The sequence below is a fragment of the Paraconexibacter algicola genome, from assembly GCF_003044185.1.
Classification (GTDB): domain Bacteria; phylum Actinomycetota; class Thermoleophilia; order Solirubrobacterales; family Solirubrobacteraceae; genus Paraconexibacter; species Paraconexibacter algicola.
On record NZ_PYYB01000001.1, the window covers coordinates 2,024,985 to 2,048,750 of the forward strand.

The window sequence follows — 23,766 nt, forward strand, 5'->3', positions numbered from 1 at the left end:
GAAACGGGACGAGATGTGGCGCGCTCAGACGCCGAGGCGCGCGCCGGCCCACTGCCGCGCGAACCCGAGGACGAACCACGGGTTGTACTTCGCGTAGCGCTTCCACAGGCGCTTGGGCTCGCGGCTCAGCCGGTAGGCCCACTCCATGCCCAGCGACTGCACCCAGTTGGGCGCCTGCGCGACGAGGCCGGCGTGGAAGTCGAAGGCGGCGCCGACGCCGATCAGGACCGGGGCGTCGAGCTTGTCGCGCATCGCGGCCATCCACTTCTCCTGCTTCGGCACGCCGATGCCGACCCAGACGACGTCCGCCCCGGAGCGGTTGATCTCGTCGGCGACGCCCTGCTCCTCCTCGGCGGAGAGCTGCCGGAACGGCGGGCTGTAGCCACCGACGATCTTCAGGCCGGGGTAGCGTCGGCGCAGGTTCAGCGCGAGCTGCACGAGCGCGCCCTGGTTGCGACCGCCGTAGAGGAAGATCCGGGTGCCGGTGCGGGCGGACCGCTCGCAGTGGCGGGCCATCAGCTCGGGCCCGTAGACCCGCGACGGCAGGTTGCTCCCGAGCGCGTTCATCGCCCAGACGAGCGGCTGGCCGTCCGGGACGGTCAGCGACGAGTTGAGGACCGCGCGGCGCAGCTCCTCGTCCTCCTGGCAGGCCATGACGGTGTGGACGGCGGCGACGCAGACGTAGCCCTTCTCGCCTGTCTCGACGCGCGCGTCGATCCACTCCATCGCCCGCTCGTACGTCGTCAGCGCGAGCGGCACCCCGAGGACGTCGACGCTCGGCGGCGGGACCGCGGCCTCGTCGGGTTCGACGAGCTGTGCGGGCTCGAAGCTGTGCGCGGGATTCTGAAGGCTCAAGGCGTGCTCGGAACTCATGGGGACGTCCCCCGGAACGGCGAGGGTACGTCAGTCGGAACGCGCTTCGCGGGGGAAAGTCGCGTTCCTTCTGTCGTGACTACTCCAGAATTCCCCCGAAGTTGCCCGGGGCAAACCCTGGGCGGGTTCCTGCACTACCCTCCGCGGCGTGCCTCGCGCCCTCATCACCGGCATCGCCGGCCAGGACGGCTCCTACCTGGCGGACCTGCTGCTGGAGGACGGGACCGACGTCGTCGGCCTGATCCGGGCGGAGGACCGGGACGGCCCGAACCTCGCGCATCTGACCGGTCGCGTCCGGCTGGTCGAGGGCGATCTGCTGGACCCGGCGTCCCTGCGCGCGGCGGTCGGGGACGTCGAGCCCGACGAGCTCTACCACCTGGCCGCGCCGACGTTCGTGCCCGCCTCCTGGGACGACCCGACGACGACCGTGGCGGCGATCGCGGGCGCGACCTCGACGATCCTGGCCGCGGCCCGCGAGACGGACCCGGCGATGCGCGTGTACGTCGCGACCTCCAGCGAGATCTTCGGTGATGCGGGCGTGTCCCCGCAGGACGAGGACTCGCCCAAGCGGCCGCGCAGCCCGTACGGGGTCGCGAAGCTCGCCGCCCACCAGCTGATCGCCCTCCTGCGCGAGCGTCACGGCCAGCACGTGAGTGCCGGCATCACGTTCAACCACGAGTCCCCGCGGCGTCCGCCGCACTTCGTGCCGCGCAAGATCACGCGCGGCGCGGCGGCGATCTCGCTGGGCCTGCAGGACGAGCTGCGGCTCGGGGATCTCGGTGCGCAGCGCGACTGGACCGATGCGCGCGACGTCGTGCGCGGCGCGGTGCTGGCCCTGCGCCACGACGTCCCGGGCGACTACGTGTTCGCGTCCGGGGTGCCGCGGACCGTCAAGGACCTCGTCGACGCGGCGTTCGCGCACGTCGGCGTGGATCCCGCGGGCCGGGTCGTCGTCGACCCGGAGTTCGTCCGTCCGCCCGAGCCGACGCAGCTGCTCGGCGACCCGACCCGGGCACGCGAGGTGCTCGGCTGGGAGCCCCGCATCGGCTTCGCGCAGATGATCGGCGAGATGGTCGAGACCGATCTCGCCGAGCTCCGCGCCGCGGGCTGACCCTTCTCAGCCGCGCCGCTTCGTGGCGGCGCGCTTCTTGACGGTGGCGCGCTTCTTCGCGGCCTTCGCGGCTGCCGGCTGCGCCCCGAGCGGCTGGTCGCAGCGCACGGGACGGGCGTTGGCCGGATCCAGGGCGTTGAGCGTCAGCCGCGCGACCGCCGGGTCGACGGCGACGAGCAGGTGCTCGGAGAGGTTCTTGCGGCAGACGTCCTGCAGCACGATGTTCGTCGCGTCCGGCCGGTCGTTGATCCCGCTGGTGTACGGGACGACCAGCTCGTCGTAGCGGGTCATGATCGTCGTGTACCGCACGCCCGGCGTCCCGGAGCCGCCGACGTTCAGCTGGCGCACCACGTCGGAGCCGGCGAGCACCTCGGTGCAGAACTCGCAGAACGTGTTGAAGAGGTCGACCCCGAGCTTCGAGAGGCCGGTCGGCGCGAGCAGGTCGCGCAGCTGGCTGACGCCCAGGAGCTTCGTGCCGTCGTACAGCGGGGTCCAGGCCACGTAGGTGTGGACCTTCGGGCCGCCGCCGAGGACCTTGAGCCAGTACTCGGGCGTGAACGTGCCCTCGGAGTGGCCGACGAAGTCGACCTGCGTCGCGCCGGTCGCCTGGAGCACGCGGTCGACGAACGCGCCGACCTCGGGGGCGGAGCGCGTCACGGAGATCGTGCCGCCGCGGCTGGGCAGGCGCGGGTCCAGGCCGTAGGTGAGCGCGAAGACGCAGTAGCCCTCCCGCTTGAGGATCGGCGAGAGGTAGCTCCAGTTCTCGCTCATCGTCGCCCCGAGCCCGTGGAGCAGGACCACGGGGCGCGGGTGCGCGGCGGACGGCTGGCAGGAGAAGTCGTTGGCGCCCGGGGGCGGGTCCTTCAGCGAGCTGAGGGCCGAGGCGGGAGCGGCGCCGGCGACGAGCACGGTGCCGCAGGCCAGCAGTGCGAGGAGCAGGGCGCGCAGACGGGACATGGCCCAAACATACATGCGCGTAGCTTCTCGGGTGACGGGTCGGTCAGTCCGTGCGGACGAGGTCCAGCAGGTACTCGCCGTAGCCGCTCTTCACCAGCGGCTGGGCGCGCTCGCGCAGCTCGTCGTCGCTCAGCCAGCCCTGCCGCCAGGCGATCTCCTCCGGGGCCCCGATCTTCAGGCCCTGCCGGCTCTCGACCGCGCGCACGTAGTCCGACGCGTCGTTGAGGTCGTCGAAGGTCCCCGTGTCGAGCCAGGCGCTGCCGCGCGGCAGGATCTCGACCTGCAGGGTGCCGGCCTCGAGGTAGATGCGGTTGAGGTCGGTGATCTCGAGCTCGCCGCGCGCGCTGGGCTGCAGCTGCCGGGCGTGCTCGACGACCGAGTTGTCGTAGAAGTAGAGGCCCGGGACCGCGTACGGGCTGCGGGGGCGCGCGGGCTTCTCCTCCAGCGAGATCGCCTTGAAGTCCTCGTCGAACTCGACGACGCCGTACGCGGTCGGGTCGCTGACCTTGTAGCCGAACACCGCCGCGCCGTCGAGGTGCTCGAAGCGCCGCAGCTGGGAGCCCAGGCCGGAGCCGTAGAAGAGGTTGTCGCCGAGGATCAGGCCGACCCGGTCGTCGCCGATGTGGTCGGCACCGATCGTGAACGCTTGGGCGAGGCCGTCGGGGCTGGGCTGCTGCGCGTACGTGAGGTTGATGCCGAGCTGGGAGCCGTCGCCGAGCAGGCGGTGGAAGCCCGGGGCATCGTGCGGCGTGGTGATGATGAGGATGTCCCGGATCCCCGCGAGCATCAGCGTGCTGAGCGGGTAGTAGATCATCGGCTTGTCGTAGACCGGGACCAGCTGCTTGCTCACCGCGAGGGTGATCGGATGCAGCCGGGAGCCCGTCCCGCCGGCGAGGATGATGCCCTTCATGCCGACAACCCTAGGGGTCGGGCTACCCTCCAGGGCATGCGCAGGATCCTCGTGACCGGTGGAGCGGGCTTCATCGGCTCCAACTTCGTCCACCACCTCGTCGCCCGCACGGACGCCCACGTGACGGTGCTGGACAAGCTCACCTACGCGGCCTCGGAGGCGTCGCTCGAGGGCCTGCCGCGTGACCGCGTCGAGCTCGTCGTCGGGGACATCGCCGACGAGCAGGTCGTCGACCCGCTGGTCGCGGGCGCCGACGCGGTCGTGCACTACGCGGCCGAGTCGCACAACGACAACTCGCTGAGCGACCCGCGCCCGTTCATCGAGACGAACATCATCGGGACGTTCGTGCTGCTGGAGGCCGCGCGCCGCCACGGCACCCGGTTTCACCACGTCTCCACCGACGAGGTGTACGGGGACCTGGAGCTCGACGACCCCGAGCGGTTCAGCGAGTCGTCCCCGTACGAGCCGTCCTCGCCGTACTCGGCGTCCAAGGCCGGGTCCGACCACCTCGTCCGCGCGTGGGTGCGCTCGTTCGGCGTGCAGGCGACGCTGTCGAACTGCTCGAACAACTACGGCCCCTGGCAGCACGTGGAGAAGTTCATCCCGCGGCAGATCACCGAGCTGATCGACGGCCGGCGGCCGCGCGTGTACGGCGACGGGCTGAACGTGCGCGACTGGATCCACACCGAGGACCACTCCTCCGCCGTCCTGGCGATCCTCGAGCGGGGCCGCATCGGCGAGACGTACCTCATCGGGGCGGACGGCGAGCAGGCGAACATCGACGTCGTCCGCGCGCTCCTGCGCGGCTTCGGGCGACCCGAGGACGACATCGAGTGGGTGACCGACCGGGCCGGTCACGACCGCCGCTACGCGATCGACTCCACGAAGCTCCGGGACGAGCTCGGCTGGTCGCCGGCGTTCGGCGACTTCGACCGAGGCCTCGCGGACACGATCGCCTGGTACCGCGACAACGAGGCCTGGTGGCGCCCGCAGAAGGACGCCACCGAGCGCAAGTACGCCGCTCGCGGCCAGTAGGCCCGGGCGGCGCGCCGGTGGGCGCTACTTCTTCAGCAGCTCCAGGTCCGAGCGCGTCATCAGGCGGATGAGCTCCTCGAAGCTCGTCTTCGGCTTCCAGCCGAGGTCGCGCTCCGCCTTCTCGTAGCTTCCGATCAGCAGGTCGACCTCGGCGGGCCGCACGAACTGCGGGTCGATCTCCACGTACTGCTTCCAGTCGCCCAGGCCGGCCTCGTCGAACGCGACCTCGACGCACCGCTCGACCGTGTTCGTCTCGTTGGTCGCGATGACGTAGTCGTCGGCCTTGTCCTGCTGGAGCATCAGCCACATCGCCTCGACGTAGTCCTTCGCGTAGCCCCAGTCGCGCTGCGCGTCGAGGTTGCCGAGGTAGAGCTTCTCGCGCAGGCCGTGCTTGATCGCCGCCGCGTGCCACGTGACCTTGCGCGTGACGAACTCCAGGCCGCGTCGCGGGGACTCGTGGTTGAAGAGGATGCCGCTCGTCGCGTGCAGGTCGTAGGACTCGCGGTAGTTGACCGTGATGAAGTGCCCGTACGCCTTCGCGACGCCGTAGGGCGAGCGCGGGTAGAACGGGGTGTCCTCGGTCTGCGGGACCTCGAGCACCTTGCCGAACATCTCCGAGCTGCTCGCCTGGTAGAAGCGCGCCTCGGGACACACCTCGCGCATCGCCTCGAGGATGCGCGTGACGCTCACGCCCGTGAACTCCGCGGTCAGCGTGGGCTGCACCCACGACACCGCGACGAAGCTCATCGCCGCCAGGTTGTAGATCTCGTCCGGCTTGCTCGCGCGCAGCGCGTCGACCAGCGACCGGTGGTCCAGCAGGTCCGCCTGGTGCAGCGTGATCTTCTCGCGCAGGTGCTCGATGCGGTCGAACTTCTCCGTCGACGCGCGACGCACCATGCCGTGGACGTCGTAGCCCTTCTCGAGCAGCAGCTCGGCGAGATACGAGCCGTCCTGGCCGGTGATGCCGGTGATGAATGCGGTCTTCTGAGCCATGGTCAATCGGGGAGGGTCGCAGATAGGGGCCGACACGCGCCGTGAGATGCGGGCGCGCGCACCTCCGTCCAAACGCGCCTCGCGTCCGGAAGGAGCGCTCTTGTAGGCGGGCCCGCCGGGTGCCTGCGCGAGCGCGGGACCACGGACCCACGGTCCGCGGGGCTACGCTGCCCGCGTGAGCGACGACTTCGTCCTGACCACCCAGCAGTACGTCCGCGCTGGCCTGCGCCGGATGCCAACGCGGGATTGGCTGCTGCAGGGGCCCGACTATTCGCGCGCGGTCGAGTACCCGCTCGCCGCGCGCCTCCTCGAGGCGCGCGCGGGGCACACCCTGCTCGACGTCGGTGCGGGAAGGCGAGCGGAGTTCAGCCAGCACGCCGCCGAGGCCGGGCTGCGGGTCACCGCGATCGACCTGCGCGACGACATCGGTGCGGAACTCCCGCCCGGCACCGGGATCGAGGTGGTGTCCGCGGACGCGACGCAGTTGCCCTTCGCGGACGAGACGTTCGATCGGATCGCCGCGATCTCCACGATCGAGCACATTCCTGACGGTGACGACCGCGCGATGGCCGAGCTCGCACGTGTCCTCAAGCCGGGCGGCCGACTCGTCGTCTCGGTGCCGTTCAACCCGCTGCGGAGCGGCACGATCAGCAAGCGTGGCGACGTCTATGGACGCAGCGGCGAAAAGGTGTTTTTCGAGCACCTCTACGACGAACAGCTCCTGCAGGACCGGATCGTCGGCCCGACCGGCCTGGTCGTGTCTCACCGGGTCAACCTCGCCGAGCCCGGGGCGAAGCTCTCCCGCTGGTACTACGAGCCGCGGTCGCAGCCGCTGCACGCCCTGCGCTTCCGGCTCCCGTGGGGCTGGGTGATGGCGCTGCTGGCCCCGCGCTTCCTGCGCCCGGCCGACATCGCCGAGTACGACGGCGACGACTGGATCGGCTCGCCCGCGATGATCGCGCTCACGAAGCCGGTCGCGGTCGCGTGAGCGGCCGTCTCGACGTCGCCGTCATTCACGACCTCCCCGAGGCCGGAGGCGCCTACCGCGTCCTGGCCGAGGTGCTCGCCCAGCTCCCGCAGCATCGCTTCACGGTCTACACGCCGCGCCCCGAGCCCGCGTCCGGGGCGCGCCTGGTGGGCCTCCCGGCGGGAGTGTCGGTCACGCGGATCGTGCCGCCCGCGCTGCGACCCAGCACTCCGGCCGACCGGTATCGCGAACTGTGGGCCCTGCCGCGCCGCGGACGGGTCCTGGCCCGGGCGGTCGACGGCGGCGGCCACGACGTCGCGCTGGTCCTGCCGACTGAGCTGACCGGTGGCTCCGAGGTCCTCCCGGCTCTCGCCACGACGCCGTCGCTGACCTATGTGCCGGAGCCGCTGCGCACCGCCTACGAGCCCGAGCCCGATTTCGCGCGGCCGGAGGGCCTGCGATGGACGTTGACGCGGCGTGGACTGAACCCCTTCGAGCGCAAGCGGATCGCGCTCGACCAGCGGGCCGTCCGGGCGGCGACGCGCGTCGTCACGCACTCGGACTTCACTGCCGCCGCCGTGCGCGACCTCTACGGGCGAGACGCGGAGGTCGTTCCGCTTGGTGTCCGCGTCGAGGACTTCGCGCCGCCGGTCGGCGCCACCGACGACCTGCGCCCGCGTGAGCGGCGCGTCCTGGCCATCGGCGCGCTGCACCCGCTGAAGGGCCACGACTTCGTCATCGAGGCGCTCGCGACGATTCCGCGGTCGCGACGCCCGCCGCTCACGATCGTCGGTGACCGAGGGCTCGTCGAGCGGCAGCTTCGCGACCTGGCGGCGGCCCGCGGGGTCGAGCTCGACCTCCGGCAAGCGATTCCGTTCCCCGAGCTCGTCGGGCTCTATCACCGATGCGGGGTCCTGGCCGCCGGCCAGATCCGCGAGCCCTTCGGACTCGTCACGCTCGAGGCCATGGCGGCCGAGCTCCCGGTCGTCGCGGTCGACGAGGGGGGATTTCGTGAGACCGTCCATGCGGGCGTCACCGGCCTGCGCCTCCCACGCGACGCGCAGCAGTTCGGCGCGGCGCTGGTCGCCGTGCTCGACGGGGAGGACGGTGCGGTCGCTGAGCGGGTCGTGGCCGCTGCCGCGGACGTCCGCGAACGCTGGGGCTGGGCGTCGACGGCGGCGGCGTACGAACGACTGCTGATCGAGGTTGCCGCGTGATGCGCGTAGGGCTCAACCTCCTTTACCTCGTCGAGCGAAGCGGTGGGGTCGGTCGTTACATGCGCGAGCTCACCGCGGGCCTGGTGCGGTCGGGCGTCGAGGTCGTCGGCTTCGCGTCGCGCGACCTGCCGGCCGACGTGCGTCGTGCCGACTGGGCCGCGGCGGTCGAGTGGGTCGAGCTGCCAATCCGCGTCACGGCAGGGCCACCCGGCTGGATCCTCGCGACGACCGGAGCGCAGTGGCTCGGTCTTCCGGCGCTCGCCCGCCGCCATCGTCTGGACCTGATCCACGGCCCCGCCTACATCGCGCCGCCGGTGTCACCCGGGGTCCGGAGCATCGTGACCATCCCCGACCTCGTCTACACCCGTTACCCCACGTTGCTGGACGCCCGCACCCGTCTCGGAATGCGACTCACCGTCCGTCCCAGCGCCCGCGGTGCCGACCGCGTGATCGCCATCTCCCGAACGGTCGCCGACGACGTGGTCGCCACCCTGGGGATCAAGCCGGGGAAGGTCGACGTCACCGCGCTCGGCGGCGAGGTCGCCTCCCGGGCAGTCCCAGCGCCCCGGGAGGAGCTCGGTCTCGCCCTTCCCGACGGAACACCCCTCGTCCTCTGCGTTGCGCAGAAACGTGTGCACAAGAACCTCCAGAGACTGCTGGAGGCGGTGGCGCAGATCCAGGAGCCGCTGGTGCTCGCCCTGGTCGGGTTCCCCACGCCGCACGAGGAGGAGCTCCGCGCGACCGCCGACCGTCTCGGGGTGGCCCACCGCGTCCGGTTCGTCGGCTGGGTGTCGGAGGAGCACCTCGAGGGCTTGTACGCGGCAGCGACCTGCTGCTGCCTTCCGTCGCTCGAAGAGGGGTTCGGGCTCCCGGTGCTCGAGGCCATGGCCCGTGAGGTCCCGGTCGCCTGCTCGGGCACCGGAGCGCTCGGGGAGGTCGCAGGGAGTGCGGCGGAGCTGTTCGACCCGCTCGACCCGGCGGCGATCGCGGCAGCACTCCGACGCCTGCTGCAGGACGCGCGCCGACGCGCCGAGCTCGTCGATCGCGGTCGCACGCGCGCTGCGGAGTTCACCTGGGACCGCTGCGCCCGTGAGACCCTCGCTGTCTACGAGCGCGCGCTCGCCGGTCCGTAGGCTCACGCACCGTGCCCGCGCCCGAAGGCGACCTTCTCGACTCCCCCGACGCCGGGGGCGCTGCGATCCGCGGCGGTGCGTTGCGCGTCGTCGGCTACGCCCTCGGGATCGTCCTGTCGCTTGGATCGGCTGCCGTGCTCTTCCGGCACCTCGGGGTCGAGGACGGTGGCCGCTACGTCTCGGTTCAGGCTCTTGCCCTGCTGGCCGCCGGCATCACCGACGCGGGTCTGACCATCATCGCGGTGCGCGAATACGCCACGAGAAGCGGGGAGGAGCGCGACCGCATCCTGCGCGACCTCCTCGGCCTGCGCCTCGTGCTGACCCTCGTCGGGGTGCTCGTCGCGGTCGCGGTCGCCGCAGCGATCGGGTACGACTCGACGCTCGTGGCCGGCACGGCCGTGACCGGTGTGGCGGTCGTGTTCACGGTGCTGCAGAACGCCTACGGTGTCGGTCTGCAGGCCCAGCTGCGCCTGGGCTGGGTCACGGCGGCGGACGTGCTGCGCCAAGCCGCGACCGCGGTGGCGGTGGTCGTACTCGTCGTCCTCGACGCGAGCCTGCTCGAGCTCTTCCTTGCCGCGTTCGTCGGCAACCTCGTCGCGCTCGTGTTCATCGCGCTGGCCGCCCGCGGGACGATGCCGCTGCGCCCCGCCTTTCATCTGCGGCGCGCCATCGCGCTGCTGCGCGACACGCTCGTCTACGCGATCGCGACCGCGATCGGAGCGCTGTACTTCCGGCTCGCCGTCGTGCTGGTGTCGCTCATCGCGACGGCGGACGAGACCGGCTACTTCGGCGCGTCGTTCCGCGGCGTTGAAGCGCTCATCGCCGTCCCTGCGCTGCTCGTCGGCACCGCCTTCCCGATCCTCGCCCGGGCAGCGCGCGACGACCACTCGCGTCTCGCCTACGCCCTCGGCCGGATCCTCGACGTCTCGTTGGTTCTCGGTGTGGGTGTGGCCGTAGCGCTCGTCGTCGGCGCGCCGGTGGTCATCGACGTGGTCGCCGGAGCGGAGTTCGCCCCGGCGGCGGACGTGCTTCGCATCCACGGCGTCGGCCTGGTGGCGTCGTTCCTCGCCGCGGGTTGGGGGTACGCCGCCCTCGGATTGCACCTGCACCGCGGCGTCCTCTACGCGAACCTGGGGGCGCTGGTCGCGTGCGTAGTCCTCGTCCCCACGTTCACCGCCACCTGGGGTGCCACGGGTGCGGCGGTCGCCACCGCGACCGCCGAGGTGACGCTGGCCGTCGGCAACGCCCTGATCGTTCACCGTGCCGGTGTCGCACTGACCGCCGAGCTGCGGGCGGTGCCAAAGGTCCTGCTGTCGGCGGCGGCCGCGGTCGGCGTCGGCCTGTCCAGTGGTTTCCCCGCACTCCCAGGCACGCTGGTCGCCGGAGTCATCTACCTCGGGCTCGTGATCGCCCTGCGCGCACTCCCGCGCGAGATCCAGGACCATCTGCCCGGCCCGCTCGGCACCCGCAACGCATGAAGATCGGCCTCAACCTCACCTTCCTCGCGACCGACTCCGGCGGCAGCGCCACCTACGCGGAGGGGCTGATCCGCGGGATCCGGGCCGTGGAGCCGGCCGCGGAGTTCACCGCCTGGGTCGGGCGCGACGCGCCGCAGGAGCCGTGGCTGCAGGACGTGGACGTCATCCGCCTGCCGGTCGTGGGCGTCGGCGGGGTCGCGCACTACGCGTGGGACCTGGCCGCGATGGTGCCGCAGGCGCGCCGGCGCGGGCTCGACGTGCTGCACGGCCTGGCGTTCGTCGCGCCGCCGGTCCATCCGGGGCTGCCGGTGGTGGCGACGATCCTCGACACGACCTGGCAGCGCTATCCGGCTTCGATGGAGTGGAAGGGCCGCGTCGTCTTCGGGGTGATGTCGCGCGTGCTCGGACGCACGGCCAGCCGCGTCATCGCGATCTCCGAGGCCGGAGCGCAGGATCTCGTGACCGACCTCGGGATCCGGCGGTCCCGCATCGACGTCACGCCGCTGGCGGTCGACCCGCCGGCACGGCGCGAGCCGGTGTCGGACTCTCCGGCGCTCCGCGAGCGCCTCGGGATCGGCGCGGAGCCGGTCGTGCTCTGCGTCGCGCAGAAGCGCGCCCACAAGAACCTCGAGGCGGCGATCGAGGCGCTCGCGCTGCTCGACGCTCCGGCGCAGCTCGTGCTGCCGGGGTCGCCGAACGCCTACGAGGCGTCGCTGCGTGACCTGGCGGTCGCCCGCGGGGTCGCGGACCGCGTGCGCTTCATCGGCTGGGTCGACGACGACGACCTCGAGGCGCTGTACGGCATCGCGCGCTGCCTCGTCTTCCCGTCGCTCATGGAGGGCTTCGGGCTGCCGCTGCTGGAGGCCATGGCGCGCGACGTCCCGGTCGCCTGCTCGAACGTGAGCGCGCTGCCCGAGGTCGCTGGGGACGCGGCGCGGCTGTTCGACCCGCACGACCATCGGGCGATCGCCGACGCGCTGCGGCGGCTGCTCACCGACGAGCCGCTCCGGGCGCGGCTCATCGCGGCCGGCCACGACCGCGTCGCGGCGTACACGTGGGAGAACACCGCCCGCACGACGCTCGCGTCCTACGCGAAGGCGATCGGCTGACGGCCGGGACGGCACGTGCACGTCGGCTTCAACCTCATCTTCCTCGTGCCCGGCGAGACCGGCGGCATGGAGGTCGCGGCGCGCGAGATGCTGCAGCGGATCGACGGTGCGGCGCGCGCCGCCTCGGGCGGGACCCCGGTGCGCCTGACGGCGTTCGTCAACCGCGAGGCCGCGGGCGGCGGATGGGGGCCGGGCGTCGAGGAGGTCGTCGTCCCGGTCAACGCGACGGACCGCAAGCAGTGGGTGTGGGGCGAGCAGCGTCATCTCCCGCCGCTCGCCGCTCGCGCGGGCTGCGACGTCGTGCACTCGCTCGGCTCGACCGCCCCGCTGTGGGGGAGCTTCGCCCGGGTGACGACGATCCACGATCTCAACTACAAGCTCGTGCCGGACGCGCACTTCGGGGTGCGCGGCAAGGTCATGGGGGTCCTGGTGCCGTCCGCTGCGCGTCGCTCGCACCGGATCGTCGTGGACGCGGCGTCGACCCGGGACGACCTGTTCGAGCACCTCGGGACGCCGCGGGAGAAGGTCGACGTCGTCCCGCTCGGCGTGTCGCCCCGCCCGGCGGTGACCCCACGCGACGAGCGGGAGCTCCGCGCGGAGCTCGAGCTGGGGGAGCGCCGGATCCTGTTGAGCGTCTCGGCCAAGCGCCCGCACAAGAACCTGCTCGCGCTCATCGAGGCGTTCGCGGGCCTCCCGGCCGCCGACCGTCCGGTGCTGGTCCTGCCCGGCTATCCCACCGAACACGAGGCCGAGCTGCGTTCCCGCGCCGCGGCGCTGTCGGTCGCGGACGACGTGCGGTTCCCGGCCTGGCTCTCGACGGAGGACCTCGAGGGCCTGTACGCGGCGGCCGACGTGTTCGTCTTCCCGTCCCGCTACGAGGGGTTCGGGCTCCCGGTCCTCGAGGCGATGGCGCGCGGCGTCCCGGTCGCCACCTCGGGTGTCTCGTCGCTCGGCGAGGTGGCGGGGGACGCGGCGCTGCAGTTCTCCCCCGACTCGGTCGACGACATCCGCGGGGCGATCGCGCGCCTGCTCGCGGACGGGGCGCTGCGCGAGCGGCTCCGCGCCGCGGGCGTCGCCCGGGCGGCCGAGTTCACCTGGGAGCGCACGGCAGCGCTGACCTTCGCCGCGTACGAGCGCGTGCTCCGCGACCGCGGCTGACGACTGCCTCAGCCGCCCGCGTAGCGCTCGACGACCCGCTCGAGCGACGTGCGCAAGGCGAGGTCCTCGGCGTTGCGGGCGAACCAGTCGGCGGTGCTCTCGCGCAGTGCCGCGCCGCCGCGATGGACGCGGACGATCGCTCCGGCGAGGTGCTGCGGTGCGGGGCTGTCGGCGATCACGCCGTTGACCCCGTCCTCGACGAGCTCGACCGCGGCGTTGTCCTCGCCGCGCACGACGATCGCAGGGACCCCGACCGCCGAGGACTCGACGACCACGAGCCCGTAGCCCTCGCGCGACGAGGGCAGGATCGTGCACAGCGCGCTGCGGAACGCGGCGTCGACCTCCTCCCCGGGGGCGAAGCCGGGAGCGTCGACCAGGCCGGGGTCGGGGAGGGCGGCGATCGCCGCGTCGAGCTCCGCCCGCTGCGGGCCGTCGCCGAAGATCCTGGCGCGCAGCTCCGGGACCTCCTCGGCGGCGAGCGCGATCGCGGGGGGGATGGCCGGGACGCGCTTCTCCGGGATGAACCGCCCGGCGAACACCACGGTCGAGGACGCTGGGGCGGGCTGCGGGCGGTCGGTCGACCCCGGGAAGAGCCCACGCAGGACGGTCGGCTCGCGGCGCACGCCGATCTCCCGCAGGCGGCGGGCGTGCAGGTCGCTGAAGCAGAACGCGTCTTGCCGGACCCGCGCGCACGCCCGCTGGATCCGCCGCGCCACCTGCGCCTTCGGCCCACCCACGTAGGCGGTCCAGTAGGAGTCGCTCCAGACCTCGAACCAGTCGGTGACGAGCCGGTAGCCGGCGCGGCGCCGCACGGTGGCCGCGGCGAGCAGGCTGAAGTACGGGAACGAGCAGGTGTGCACGACGTCGTACTCGGACCCGTGGCGGGCGAGGTGCCGCAGGACCCCGATCCCGAACCTGACCGGCTCACCGATCGTGCGGTTGCCGTCCGGTCCGTAGAGCTCCTCGCGTCGGCTCACCGGGATGACGGTGACGCCGGGGATCGCGGGCGCGTCGGTGTCGTCCCACTGCAGGCGCGTCAGGTACGTGATCTCGTGGCCTTCGGCCGCAAGGGCCTCGGCGAGGGAGCGCATCCACCGTTCGGCGCCCCCGACGGTCCAGGGGAACAGGCAGTCGTAGACGAGGCAGATCCGCATCGCGCTGGAGGGTCGCAGAGGCGCGCCCGGCGCGGCGCCCGACGTTGCGGCGTCGCACCCAAGGGCGCGACTTCCGCGCGCGGCGCGCGTTACCGCAAGTGCGCCCCGGGGTAGCCAGTCCCGAGGCGTGGGATCCCTTCGCGCCGCGCACGACGCAGGAAGCACCACCTTCATGAGCCTTCTCGAGCAGACCGACACCGCCAACCGGGGCATGCCCGTCGACGAGTTCACGGTCTCCGTCGTGATCCCGTGCCTCAACGAGGAGGAGAACATCGAGGCCTGCGTCACGCAGGCGCTCGAGGCGATGGAGCGCGCCGGGATCGACGGTGAGGTCGTCGTCGCCGACAACGCCTCCGAGGACCGCAGCGCCGAGCTCGCCACCGCCGCGGGGGCGCGCGTGGTGTCGGAGCCGCGCCGCGGGTACGGGTCCGCGTATCTGGCGGGGTTCGCCGCCGCTCGCGGCAAGTACATCGTCATGGGCGACGCCGACCTGACGTATGACTTCAACGAGATCCCGAAGTTCGTCAAGCACCTCGACGACGGCGCCGAGCTCGTCATGGGCGACCGGATGGACAACATCCAGCCCGGCGCGATGCCGTGGCTGCACCGCTACGTCGGCAACCCGGTGCTCAGCGGCATCCTGAACTTCTTCTTCAAGACGGGCATCAGTGACGCGCACTGCGGCATGCGCGCACTGCGGCGCGACGTGCTGCCGCGGCTGGACCTGCGGACGACCGGCATGGAGTTCGCGTCCGAGATGGTGATCCGGGCCGGCAAGGAGAACCTCCGCATCTCCGAGTTCCCGATCGACTACCACCCTCGCGGCGGCGAGTCGAAGCTCAACACGTGGAGCGACGGGTGGCGCCACCTGCGTTTCCTGCTGGTGCACTCGCCGACGCACCTGTTCGTCGCCCCGGGCGCGATCCTCGCCGGACTCGGCCTGCTCGTCTCGCTGATCTCCCTGCTGCAGATCGACCTGTTCGGTCGCGAGTGGCAGCTGCACACGATGATCGCCGGCGCGCTCCTGACGATCGTCGGAACGCAGATCGTCGCCCTGGGCCTCTGCGCCCACGCCTACGGCGCGTACTTCATGGGCGAGAAGGACCCCTGGTTCGACCGCATGCGCGACCGCTTCCGGCTCGAGCACGGCCTCGTCCTCGGGGGCGTGATCGCCACCGTCGGCTTCATCGTCGCCGCAGTCATCGTCGGTCAATGGATCGCCGACGGCGCGGGCCAGCTGTCCGAGGAGCGCACCGCCATCGCCGCCACGATGCTGATCATCGTCGGCGTGCAGGTGTTCTTCTCCTCGTTCCTGCTGAGCATCCTGGGCCTTCGGCGCCGGGACTCGTAGTACGTGGCGTCAGTGGCGCCCCCCGAGTCGCGGATGACGCGACTACGGACACTTGTGCTCCCGGGTGCTCGGGCCACGTGGATCGCCGCCCTGCTGGGCTTCTTGGTTTTCGCCGTACTGACAGCGCGAATGTTGTCAGCGACGACAGCGTCTCTCACGGGCACGAACAGCGTCGGTGTTGGGACGGTTATTGCGAAGGCCAACCCAGGCGAGCGAACCTGCATTCGCGGCCTCGTCGTTCCCCGAGGGACGGGGCAGGTCGGAGTGTGGTTGTTCGGCGAGCAAATTCGGCGTGGCGCTCGTGTTTCAGCGTCGATTACTTCGGGAGGCCCGGCGCGGCTCGCCCTCATCGACCGGTCGGTCTCCGGGACCGGGGACTTCGCCTACTTCCGGTTGCGGCAACCCGTCGCGAAAGAGATCCGAAACGCGACTCTCTGCGTGACCGGTCGCCGGACAGCGCTGGGATTTGGAGGGGCGTCCGTCCAGCGTTTGCCAGCGGACCCAGTCTCGACTCTAGGAGGCCGACCGATGGTCGGCCAAGACATCTCGGTTCGCTTTGCTTTGCCCGCGGGCGTGTCACGGAGTTTCGGGTCGCAGATCGACGACGCCCTGCGGCGCTCAACGGTTTTCGAGCCTCTAGCTGGACGAGTCTTGACGTGGAGTGCGCTTCCCCTGCTCCTGTTGGTGATGTATTTCGCAACTCGCGTCGCGGCTACGGCACAGCTGCGGAGCCAGAGGTACTTGGTCGTAGCCGCTTGCGGTGTGGCACTGGCCCATGGAGCGACGTGGGCTGTGCTGCTTCACCCGTTTCACGGAGCTGATGAGAGCGAGCATTTCGCATACGCACAGCACCTCGCGGCCACTAACGATCGCCCGGACGACTCAGCCGATTCGCAAAGGCCGCCCTACTCCTCGGCCGAAGAGCGCCTCATGGCGGCGCTTCATCACAACTCAACCACGCTCAATCCATCGTCGCGCCCAAGATGGGACGAGTTCTGGGAGACGCGGTGGCGAGAGGCGCTTCGCGGAACGAGCCCGAGCGATGGCGGCGGGTTTACCGAGAGCGGAACAGGGCACGGACCGCTCTACTACGGCCTAATCGGGCTCCCGCTACGCGTTTTCGATGCGCCAGCGCAGCAGCCGAGTGTGCTTCTGATGATGCGGCTTCTCAATGCGGTCCTTGCGGCACTCGTTGCCGGCATCGCAGTGATCGTCGCGGGACTTCTGTTTCCCCGACGCTCGGAGCTTCAGTGGCTCGCGGGAGTCCTCGCCGGGATGCAACCGGTGTTTGGCAGTGTCGCAGGTTCGGTCAACAACGACACGGCGGTCAACGTTGCAGCGGCAGTGATGGTCCTGCTGTTGGTTACTAGCGTCGTCCGCGGTCCGTCGACGCGTCTAGCTGCGTGTGTTGGGGCGCTCATGGTTGTCCTGCCTCTGGCGAAGATCACGGGCTTCGGCGTAGTTCCCGTGGTCGGGGTAGCCGCTTTCGTCCTCGCAATTCGGTACGGCGCCGGGGCAGCCGCGCGGTGGGCGATTACGGCACTCGGGCTGGCAGCCTGTTGCGCAGTCGCCTGGATCTTTGTGATCTCTCCGCTGATGGGAACAGGAAGCGGGAGCCTCGTCTATCGCCACCCAGCCGTGGCGAGCGCGCCCAACGGGTCGCCGACTCCAGGCCCGCCGGGACCGACTCCCATTCAGAAGGCTGAGTACGTAGCGCAGACCTTCATTCCTGGTTTGTCTGTGGGGGGGAGAAGGTTTGCGCTCCCAGGCGCGTCAGCACTAGAGCGCTGGCCGGCCTACCGCATCTACGTTGACCGTGGCTATGGCCTGTTCGGTTGGAAGTCGACCAATCTGACCATCGGTCTCCTGCGTGGAATCTTTGCTGGTCTCTTGGTGGGCTGGATGCTCGCTATCGCGGCCGCGATCCGCCACCGCTCTCGCTGGAGAGAGTGGGCAGGGCCAGTGACGGTCCTTCTGGGCGCCATTGGCAGCGTGTTGCTCTTCGTCTCGTGGGCGTATGCGTCGCTCGATGTGCGCACAGACCTTGGAGAACAAGGGCGCTACATCTTCCCCGCGCTTGTCCCGCTGTCTGTGCTCTTGGTTTCCGGCGGAATGCTGGTGAAGAAGGCGGCCTACCGGCAGGCGTTTGCCGGGCTCGGCACCGTCGCTGCCTCCGGGCTCGCTGTTTTGACTTGGACCAGTGCCCTTCGTGGCTGGTTCACCTAGCGCGTCGCCGGAGCGACGCGCTAGGCCTCTGTCAGCCAACACGGACGGTGGCCGTCCTCCCCCTCGAGGTCCCGACCGCGAACGGGTAGCCGTCGGTCGGCATGGTCCGTGCGCGGAAGCTGTACCGACCGTAGGCCGCGGTGCCGAAGCGGTACTTGACGCTGAAGCGACCGTCGCGGCCCACTCGGAAAGTTCCGATCGTGCGCCAACTGCGACGGAAGTAGACCTGGAACTCGACGAGCTTCTCCCGACTGTTCGTGTGACCGCCTCGAAGCTGTCCGCGGAACTGTGCAAGTCCGCCGGAGCGGATCTTCTTGCGGATCGCCCGTAGGGTGACGTGGGCCGTTACGCGCTGCCGCACGGTGAGCGTTGCGGCGTTGACGCCGTCACCTGCCGCCACGACCAGCGTCCGGCTGGGCCCGCGAGGAATCTGGAATGCCCAGTTGCCGTCCGGATCGGTGACGGTGCTCCCGAGCGCGACGGTCTTGCCGTTGACCGCCTGAGTGACGAACAGCTTGAGTCCGCCCATAGGTGAGCCGTCCGGACGCGTCAGGCGCCCGCGCATCTTGAAACTGGACCGCACCCAGCGTGCCTGCTTGCCAACGTAGACCGCCGTCTCTCGGCCAAGAAGGAACCTCACGGTGCCCGCAGCCCCGACGGTCGTTCCGCCCACAAGGGTGGTGCTGCTGTTCGCAGTCGAGCTGGTGTTGGTCGTCGTACTGCTTGAGCCAGGTGACGCGACGCTTCCGGGCCGGCTCGAGTCGTACGGAGCGCTGTCCGCCAGGTTCGGGACGCCATCCCCATCGAGATCGTCGTCGTTCCGATTCGCGATTCGGTCGCCGTCGAGGTCGCCGCACTCATCCGTCGAGCCGGTGGGGCGATTGCTGCAGTACGTGCTGACCAGCTGGCCATCTGCGAACGGAGGCTGCGTGATCGACGACTCCCGATCCGCTGTGCCGCCGTTGTCCGTGGCACTTACGCGACAGATCAGCTTTCGCCCCACATCGGCCGCAGAGATGGCGTAGGCGGCGTTCGTCGCCCCGGGAATCTCGTACCGCGCGCTGCCGTCGCTGGCAGCGCGAATCCACTGAAACCGCACATCCGGGATCTGGCCAGCGACCGGGGCCGTGCACGTCAGGACATCGCCCTCACGTGCCGTCCCGGAGAGCGCCGGGGCACCGACGGCAGGAGGCACATTGTCCACGGTGATCGTCCAAGGCCCGTGGAGCCGCTTGTTCTCGTCGGTGGCGTCACGGACGTCGAGTACGAGCTGATGCGTCCCGTCACTCAGGGTGCTGGTGTCGAAACTAACCGAGCCGCTCACATCTGGCTTGCACGGGGTTGGCGTCGTGAAGGGGAGGACGCACCGTCCGCCGTTAGCGTCCGCCAGTTCGGTGCTTCTTTCCGAGCCATCAACGATCAGGCGCTCGCGAAACACTCCGCCGCCAGCGTCTGTCGCGTCGTACGTCAGCGACCGGACTCGCGCGCGATCTGTCTCGCTCCGCAGCGTGCCCGCCACGTTGGCGAGATTTGGCGCCTGATTGTCGCGGAGCCGGATCTCGATGTCTTGCAGCGAGTACGACGTATCGCCCACGGGGCAGCCTGATGTGCCTTCGCAGTACGCTCCCCAGGAGACGGACCGGTCCCCGTCTAGGGCGAGCGCCATCATGCCCTGTCCACTCGCAGGGTAGCCGGCGACAGCCGCGAACGCTTCGCGCGAGCCTGAGGGGATCGACGAGAGACGGGCCACGGGAGCACCGTTCGCGCGAGCTGCCCCAGCTGTGGCTGTCCGTCGCGCGCTAATCGAGTCCAGGCTTGTGCCTTGCGGAGCGCTAAAGGTCACCTGCGCGAACTCGCCGCCCGAACGCTCTCCGGATGCCGTCAGCGCGGCCCCGACGGTCCGGGAGCTCGGGTCGCAAGCTTGATTGGTGTACGCGTACGCGCCCTGGAAGCTGCCGACCAGCCCGCTGACGGCATAGTTGCTCTGGCTGTGGCACTGCTGGATCGTGTACGTGGCCGCGTGGGTTGCTGACGGGGCCGCGAGGATGCCGGCGGCGGTCAGGGTCGCGGCCACCAGGCCGAGAGCTCGGTGGCGTGGCCGGGGGTGCATCGTGCGGTGCTCCTGGAGGTGGTTTGGAGGGCTCATCTGTCCGTGATGAGTCGTCGTGGACGCGGGCTGCTGGAAAAGTTCGTGGGCCTCATGGCAGGAACGCCTCCTGGCCGGCGGGGTCGGGCGCGGCCGGCGCGGTCGAGCCGCCTCCGGAGGAGGTGCTGCCGGAGGGCGCGGGGGCGCTTGAGGCGCTGCTCGCGGAGGGAGCGCCGCCGGACGCGACCGTGCCGAGCTCGAAGACGTCCTCCCGGCGCTCCGCCGCGCGCTGCCGTGCAGCGGCACGCTCGGCCGACCGCTCGGCACGCTGCTCGGCCGCCCGCTCACGCGCGCGCTCGCGGCGCACCGGGGCCTGCCGCTGCTCCTCGGATGCGCGGCGGATGACCGCCGGTGCCGGCGTGGCGGCGGACACCGCCACCGCCGGCCGGGCGACCGCGGTGATGGTCGGGCGGCTCGGGCTGGCGGCGCGGTCCTCCCCGCCGCCGGCGACCGTCCCGGCGCCCACGGCCACCGTGGCGGTCGTCGCGACCACCGCGCCGACCTTCGCGACGCCGGCCAGGCCACCGCCACCGAGGATCGCGCTGCCGACCATCTCGGTCCGCCCGCCGCCGCCACCGCCGAACGGCACCAGATCCGCCAACCGCTCCACGAGCGTCCGGCCGTGCTCGCCGGCCGCCGCCCCCGGCAACGGCAGCACGCCCGCGGCGAGGCGGCCGGTCCGCCGGACCTGCGCCGCGTACGCGCGGCGGCACACGGCGCAGGCGTCCAGGTGCGCCATCGCCCGCCGGGCCGTGCCCTCGTCGTCGGAGCCGCCGAGCATCCGCAGGATGTCGCTCTCGCGCCGCCCGCACCACTCGCCGGCCCGCCGGATGCCGAGGAACACCTCGAGCTTGCGACCGGCGGCCTCCAGGTGCTCGGCGGTGGCGTGGCGGCTGATGCCCAGCTGGCGGGAGGTCTGCGCGACGGACAGCTCTTCGCCGTGGACGAGCTTCCACACCTCCGCCTCGCGCGGGGTCATCGCCGCGAGGAAGTCGCGGACGACGAGCAGCTCCTGCTCGTGGCTGATCCGGTCCTCGTGGTCGGCGAGGTCGTCGGGCAACAGGTCGAGCGCGTCGTTGTCCAGCTCGAACCCGCGGCGCTGCCGCCGCCGGAACACGTCGCGCGCCCGCAGCTCCATGCCGGTCCAGAGCGAGGCGCGCACGTGGTCGGCGTTCTCGAAGCGGTCGGCGCGGCCGACGAGGATCTCGGACGTCGCGTCGAAGAGCTCCTCGACGTCGTGCTCGGAGAGGCCGCTGAACCGCGGGTGTCGGGCCGCGCTCGTGGTCATGCGCGCCCGAGCGCTGACGACCATCTCGGCCACCTCGTCCGCGGAGAAGGCGCGCGGAGCTGCCGCTTCCGCCCGGTCTGTCGTGCTCCGCTGCCCGTCCCGTTCCTGCTGCGCCGCCAAGGTCGCCCCGCCTGCCGTGTGTCGCCCTACGTCGGCTCCGAGGGCCGACCCCATGTGTCGAGTACGTCGACGAACGTGCACGGTAACGCCATGCGGTTCGGGGGCGAAGCAGTTGACACGAAATCGGCGCGAACGCCGAACGAACCCGTTACGAACCGCGCATCGCGTCGCGCAGCCCGGTCTCGACCTGCCTGGACGCCGCCGCCCATGAGCGCTCGGCGGCCAGCGTGAGCCCGTCGCGCGTGCGCTCCGCGCGCGCGAGCAGGTCGTCGAGGAGCGTCTCGATCGCGTCGGCGATCGCCACCGGATCGACCGGCGCCAGCGCGATGGGGCCGTCGTCGCCGAAGGTCGCGCGCATCGACGGCGTCGCGAGGTCCACGACGGGCAGCCCGCAAGCGAGCATCTCGGTCGGCACCAGCGACGGGTTCGTCAGCGAGAGCACGAGACCGACCGACGCGCTGTTGTAGGCGTGCGCGAGCCCCTCGGGGTCGAGGACCCCCAGCTCGCGCGCCGGGTACGGCACGTCGAGCGGCCGCGCCTCACCGAAGTGCGCGATCTCCACCGACGGACGACGACGGTGCAGCTCCTCCAGGGCCAGGACGCCGAGCGGGACCGCGCGCCGCGGCGTCACCGCGCGCGCGTAGAAGAGCACGAGGTCCTCGCGGCGGTGAACGGCCTGCGTGCGGTAGGCGTCATGGTCGACGCCGAGGTCGAACGACGACGCGCTGCCCCCGTACTCCTCACGCACGATCGAGGCGAGCCACGGGGACGCGCAGATCGCGTGCAGGCCCTGCCGGTAGGTCCAGGCCGCCCACTCGCGCTCGACCGAGGTCGCGTAGAACTCCGGCTCGTGGTCCTGCACGAGGTACGCGCGCGACCGCGCGCCGCGCAGGCGCAGCACCGCCGGCACGGTCTGCCAGCCGGTCGCGACCACGACGTCCACCGGGCGGTCCGACAGCGCTGCGGGATGCAGGCGCGCCACATCCGCGCGCATCGCCCCGAAGAACTCGTGGAACTGCGAGCGCAGATCGGCGTCCGAGGCGCCCCCGTGACGACCCTCCTCGTCGACGACCCACAGCGAGAGCCGGTGCCCGAGGCCCTCGAGCCCGCGCACGAGATCCGCGATCGTCTTGTGCCCTCCGCTGCCGCGCCGGAACTGCGGGACGACCACCGCGACCTCGAGCGTGTCCGCGTCCGCCCGGTCGGTCGCCCCCGGCGCGAGCGGCACGGCGCCGTCCCGCAGGGCGGCGAGCATCCCGGGGGCGAGCCGGACGGCCAGCGGCTCGTTCGTCGCGCCGCCGCGGCGCAGCAACGGGCTCAACGGAGCAGAAGGGAGGAGACGGGCACGCGCGCGAGGATAGTCAGGCGGTGCCGTCGAGCATCGCCAGCAGCTGCGTCATCGTCCGCCAGTTGCGGGCGGTCGCGTTGCGGGCGGGCGACCCGTCGCGCCCCCCGAGGGTCAGCGCCTGCGCGAGGACGCTGCGCCCGTACCCGTCCGGGGTGGACACGTACAGCGTCGTGCCCACCAGTGCGAGCTCGTCGCGCGAGCCCGCCGCCCGCGCCCTCTCGCGCGCCCGCTCGATCGTCTCGAGCTCCGCGTCGGTGACCGGCCCGTCACGCAGCATGGCGTGCAGCAGCCGGCCGTCCTGCGGCTCCCCGAACGGGTTGGCGTCCAGCTCGGCGGCGAACGCGTCACGGTCGCGGACGACGAACGGCACGTCGATCCCGAGCCGCGCGTCGAGCGCGGACCGGAGCGCGGTCGCGAGCGCCGCGGGCGCCGCGGTCCCACCCGGTCCCGGGGTGAACACCAGGTTCCCGGACTGGATGTAGGTCGCCACCTCGTCGTGTCCGCACTCCGCGGCGGCGGCGCGCAGCTCGGCCATCGGCACCTTCACGCCGCCGACGTTGATCCCGCGCAGCAGCGCGACGTGGGTTGGCATGGCCCGATCCTATGCCCGTCGAAGAACCACGTAAACGCGCCTGCGGGCTCCTGACGAACGACGCGCCGCGTGCGTCTCCTCAGGCAGATTCCCACCACCCGCAAGGAGCTCGACACCCGATGCCGTCCATCCGTACCGCCGTCGCCGTCCTCGGCACCTCCGTCCTTCTCGGTGGCCTCGCCACCCCCGCGCTCGCGCAGGAGGCCGGCAGCTACCCGACCGACACGACCACGCAGCAGACCGCCAAGAAGAAGGGCAAGAAGGGCAAGCGCCACGCGCCGCGTCTGACCGACGCGCAGCTCACGACCGTCGCCGAGCAGCTCGGCGTCACGCTCGAGCAGCTGAAGACCGCGATCGCCGAGGTCAAGGCGGCCGTGAAGGCCACCGAGGCGCGCGAGACGAAGGCCCAGGAGCAGGCGCTGCTGGCCGAGAAGCTCGGCAAGACCGCCGCCGAGGTCAAGGCCGCGTTCGACAGCGTCCGCCCGGCCCGCGGCGAGGGCGACCGCCGCGGCGGCTGCAAGAAGCCCGCCGCCGGCAGCACGACCGACACGGGCGCGGACTACCCGACGACCGACTACCCGACCACGACGACGAGCTAGC

20 protein-coding genes are annotated in these 23,766 nt (G+C 71.4%); 11 read left to right on the forward strand and 9 right to left on the reverse strand.

From position 1 onward, the window contains the following. Positions 1 to 24 precede the first annotated feature (24 nt). Entirely contained in the window at positions 25 to 855 is an 831-nt protein-coding gene (locus tag C7Y72_RS09570) for a WecB/TagA/CpsF family glycosyltransferase (RefSeq protein WP_233243789.1), read from the reverse strand. A 166-nt stretch (positions 856 to 1,021) separates the two neighbouring features. On the opposite strand from C7Y72_RS09570, the gene C7Y72_RS09575 reads away from it, so the two are divergent. Then, positions 1,022 to 1,984: a GDP-mannose 4,6-dehydratase gene (locus tag C7Y72_RS09575; protein WP_107568525.1), complete on the forward strand. Its 963-nt coding sequence runs from the start codon at positions 1,022 to 1,024 to the stop codon at positions 1,982 to 1,984. Between the two features lie 6 nt (positions 1,985 to 1,990). On the opposite strand, the gene C7Y72_RS09580 is transcribed toward C7Y72_RS09575, so the two are convergent. Together C7Y72_RS09580 and rfbA are read right to left on the reverse strand one after the other, a co-directional pair. Further along, a complete protein-coding gene (locus C7Y72_RS09580) occupies positions 1,991 to 2,941 on the reverse strand; it encodes a lipase family alpha/beta hydrolase (RefSeq protein WP_107568526.1) in 951 nt (316 codons plus the stop codon). A gap of 43 nt (positions 2,942 to 2,984) precedes the next feature. Continuing rightward, entirely contained in the window at positions 2,985 to 3,851 is an 867-nt protein-coding gene (rfbA, locus tag C7Y72_RS09585) for a glucose-1-phosphate thymidylyltransferase RfbA (protein WP_107568527.1), read from the reverse strand. 36 nt (positions 3,852 to 3,887) lie between these two features. Between rfbA and rfbB the strand changes: the two genes are divergently transcribed. Further along, positions 3,888 to 4,886, forward strand: coding sequence for a dTDP-glucose 4,6-dehydratase (gene rfbB / locus C7Y72_RS09590; protein WP_107568528.1), 999 nt, complete (start codon positions 3,888 to 3,890; stop codon positions 4,884 to 4,886). Between the two features lie 24 nt (positions 4,887 to 4,910). Here the strand turns inward: rfbB and gmd are convergent, their stop codons facing one another. Further along, positions 4,911 to 5,879: a GDP-mannose 4,6-dehydratase gene (gene gmd / locus C7Y72_RS09595; protein WP_107568529.1), complete on the reverse strand. Its 969-nt coding sequence runs from the start codon at positions 5,877 to 5,879 to the stop codon at positions 4,911 to 4,913. A gap of 175 nt (positions 5,880 to 6,054) precedes the next feature. Between gmd and C7Y72_RS23940 the strand changes: the two genes are divergently transcribed. From C7Y72_RS23940 to C7Y72_RS09625, 6 genes are read left to right on the forward strand one after another with little or no spacing between them, the layout of a single operon-like run. Continuing rightward, a complete protein-coding gene (locus C7Y72_RS23940; protein WP_233243791.1) occupies positions 6,055 to 6,867 on the forward strand; it encodes a class I SAM-dependent methyltransferase in 813 nt (270 codons plus the stop codon). Next, positions 6,864 to 8,063: a glycosyltransferase gene (locus tag C7Y72_RS24320; RefSeq protein WP_146175314.1), complete on the forward strand. Its 1,200-nt coding sequence runs from the start codon at positions 6,864 to 6,866 to the stop codon at positions 8,061 to 8,063. Before C7Y72_RS23940 ends, C7Y72_RS24320 begins: the two co-directional genes overlap by 4 nt. After that, positions 8,063 to 9,196: a glycosyltransferase family 4 protein gene (locus C7Y72_RS09610; RefSeq protein WP_107568530.1), complete on the forward strand. Its 1,134-nt coding sequence runs from the start codon at positions 8,063 to 8,065 to the stop codon at positions 9,194 to 9,196. The genes C7Y72_RS24320 and C7Y72_RS09610 overlap by 1 nt, the downstream gene beginning before the upstream one ends. 11 nt (positions 9,197 to 9,207) lie before the next feature. Beyond that, positions 9,208 to 10,674: an oligosaccharide flippase family protein gene (locus C7Y72_RS09615; protein WP_107568531.1), complete on the forward strand. Its 1,467-nt coding sequence runs from the start codon at positions 9,208 to 9,210 to the stop codon at positions 10,672 to 10,674. Further along, entirely contained in the window at positions 10,671 to 11,783 is a 1,113-nt protein-coding gene (locus C7Y72_RS09620; RefSeq protein WP_107568532.1) for a glycosyltransferase family 4 protein, read from the forward strand. The genes C7Y72_RS09615 and C7Y72_RS09620 overlap by 4 nt, the downstream gene beginning before the upstream one ends. 15 nt (positions 11,784 to 11,798) lie before the next feature. Next, positions 11,799 to 12,941 (forward strand): glycosyltransferase family 4 protein, encoded by a 1,143-nt coding sequence (locus C7Y72_RS09625; RefSeq protein WP_233243792.1) that lies wholly within the window; start codon positions 11,799 to 11,801, stop codon positions 12,939 to 12,941. A gap of 8 nt (positions 12,942 to 12,949) precedes the next feature. On the opposite strand, the gene C7Y72_RS09630 is transcribed toward C7Y72_RS09625, so the two are convergent. Further along, positions 12,950 to 14,095 carry a glycosyltransferase family 4 protein gene (locus tag C7Y72_RS09630; RefSeq protein ID WP_107568533.1) on the reverse strand — a complete coding sequence of 382 codons (1,146 nt, stop codon included), beginning with the start codon at positions 14,093 to 14,095 and terminating at the stop codon, positions 12,950 to 12,952. Positions 14,096 to 14,267: 172 nt separating this feature from the next. Between C7Y72_RS09630 and C7Y72_RS09635 the strand changes: the two genes are divergently transcribed. Both C7Y72_RS09635 and C7Y72_RS22770 read left to right on the forward strand, forming a co-directional pair. After that, positions 14,268 to 15,446 (forward strand): glycosyltransferase family 2 protein, encoded by a 1,179-nt coding sequence (locus C7Y72_RS09635; RefSeq protein WP_107568534.1) that lies wholly within the window; start codon positions 14,268 to 14,270, stop codon positions 15,444 to 15,446. A gap of 528 nt (positions 15,447 to 15,974) precedes the next feature. After that, positions 15,975 to 17,672: a DUF2142 domain-containing protein gene (locus C7Y72_RS22770; protein WP_146175315.1), complete on the forward strand. Its 1,698-nt coding sequence runs from the start codon at positions 15,975 to 15,977 to the stop codon at positions 17,670 to 17,672. Positions 17,673 to 17,703: 31 nt separating this feature from the next. Here the strand turns inward: C7Y72_RS22770 and C7Y72_RS09645 are convergent, their stop codons facing one another. The 4 genes from C7Y72_RS09645 to C7Y72_RS09660 form a co-directional block, all read right to left on the reverse strand. Further along, complete coding sequence (locus C7Y72_RS09645; protein ID WP_107568536.1) at positions 17,704 to 19,746, reverse strand: hypothetical protein; 2,043 nt, start codon at positions 19,744 to 19,746, stop codon at positions 17,704 to 17,706. 124 nt (positions 19,747 to 19,870) lie between these two features. Beyond that, on the reverse strand, positions 19,871 to 21,130 hold the full coding sequence (locus C7Y72_RS09650) for an RNA polymerase sigma factor (protein WP_146175316.1): 1,260 nt from the start codon (positions 21,128 to 21,130) through the stop codon (positions 19,871 to 19,873). A 244-nt stretch (positions 21,131 to 21,374) separates the two neighbouring features. Beyond that, positions 21,375 to 22,547, reverse strand: a complete 1,173-nt coding sequence (locus tag C7Y72_RS09655) for a glycosyltransferase family 4 protein (protein WP_107568538.1) — start codon at positions 22,545 to 22,547, stop codon at positions 21,375 to 21,377. Positions 22,548 to 22,587: 40 nt separating this feature from the next. After that, a complete protein-coding gene (locus C7Y72_RS09660; RefSeq protein ID WP_107568539.1) occupies positions 22,588 to 23,166 on the reverse strand; it encodes a DUF1697 domain-containing protein in 579 nt (192 codons plus the stop codon). Positions 23,167 to 23,285: 119 nt separating this feature from the next. On the opposite strand from C7Y72_RS09660, the gene C7Y72_RS09665 reads away from it, so the two are divergent. Further along, positions 23,286 to 23,765: a hypothetical protein gene (locus C7Y72_RS09665; RefSeq protein ID WP_107568540.1), complete on the forward strand. Its 480-nt coding sequence runs from the start codon at positions 23,286 to 23,288 to the stop codon at positions 23,763 to 23,765. Position 23,766 lies beyond the last annotated feature (1 nt).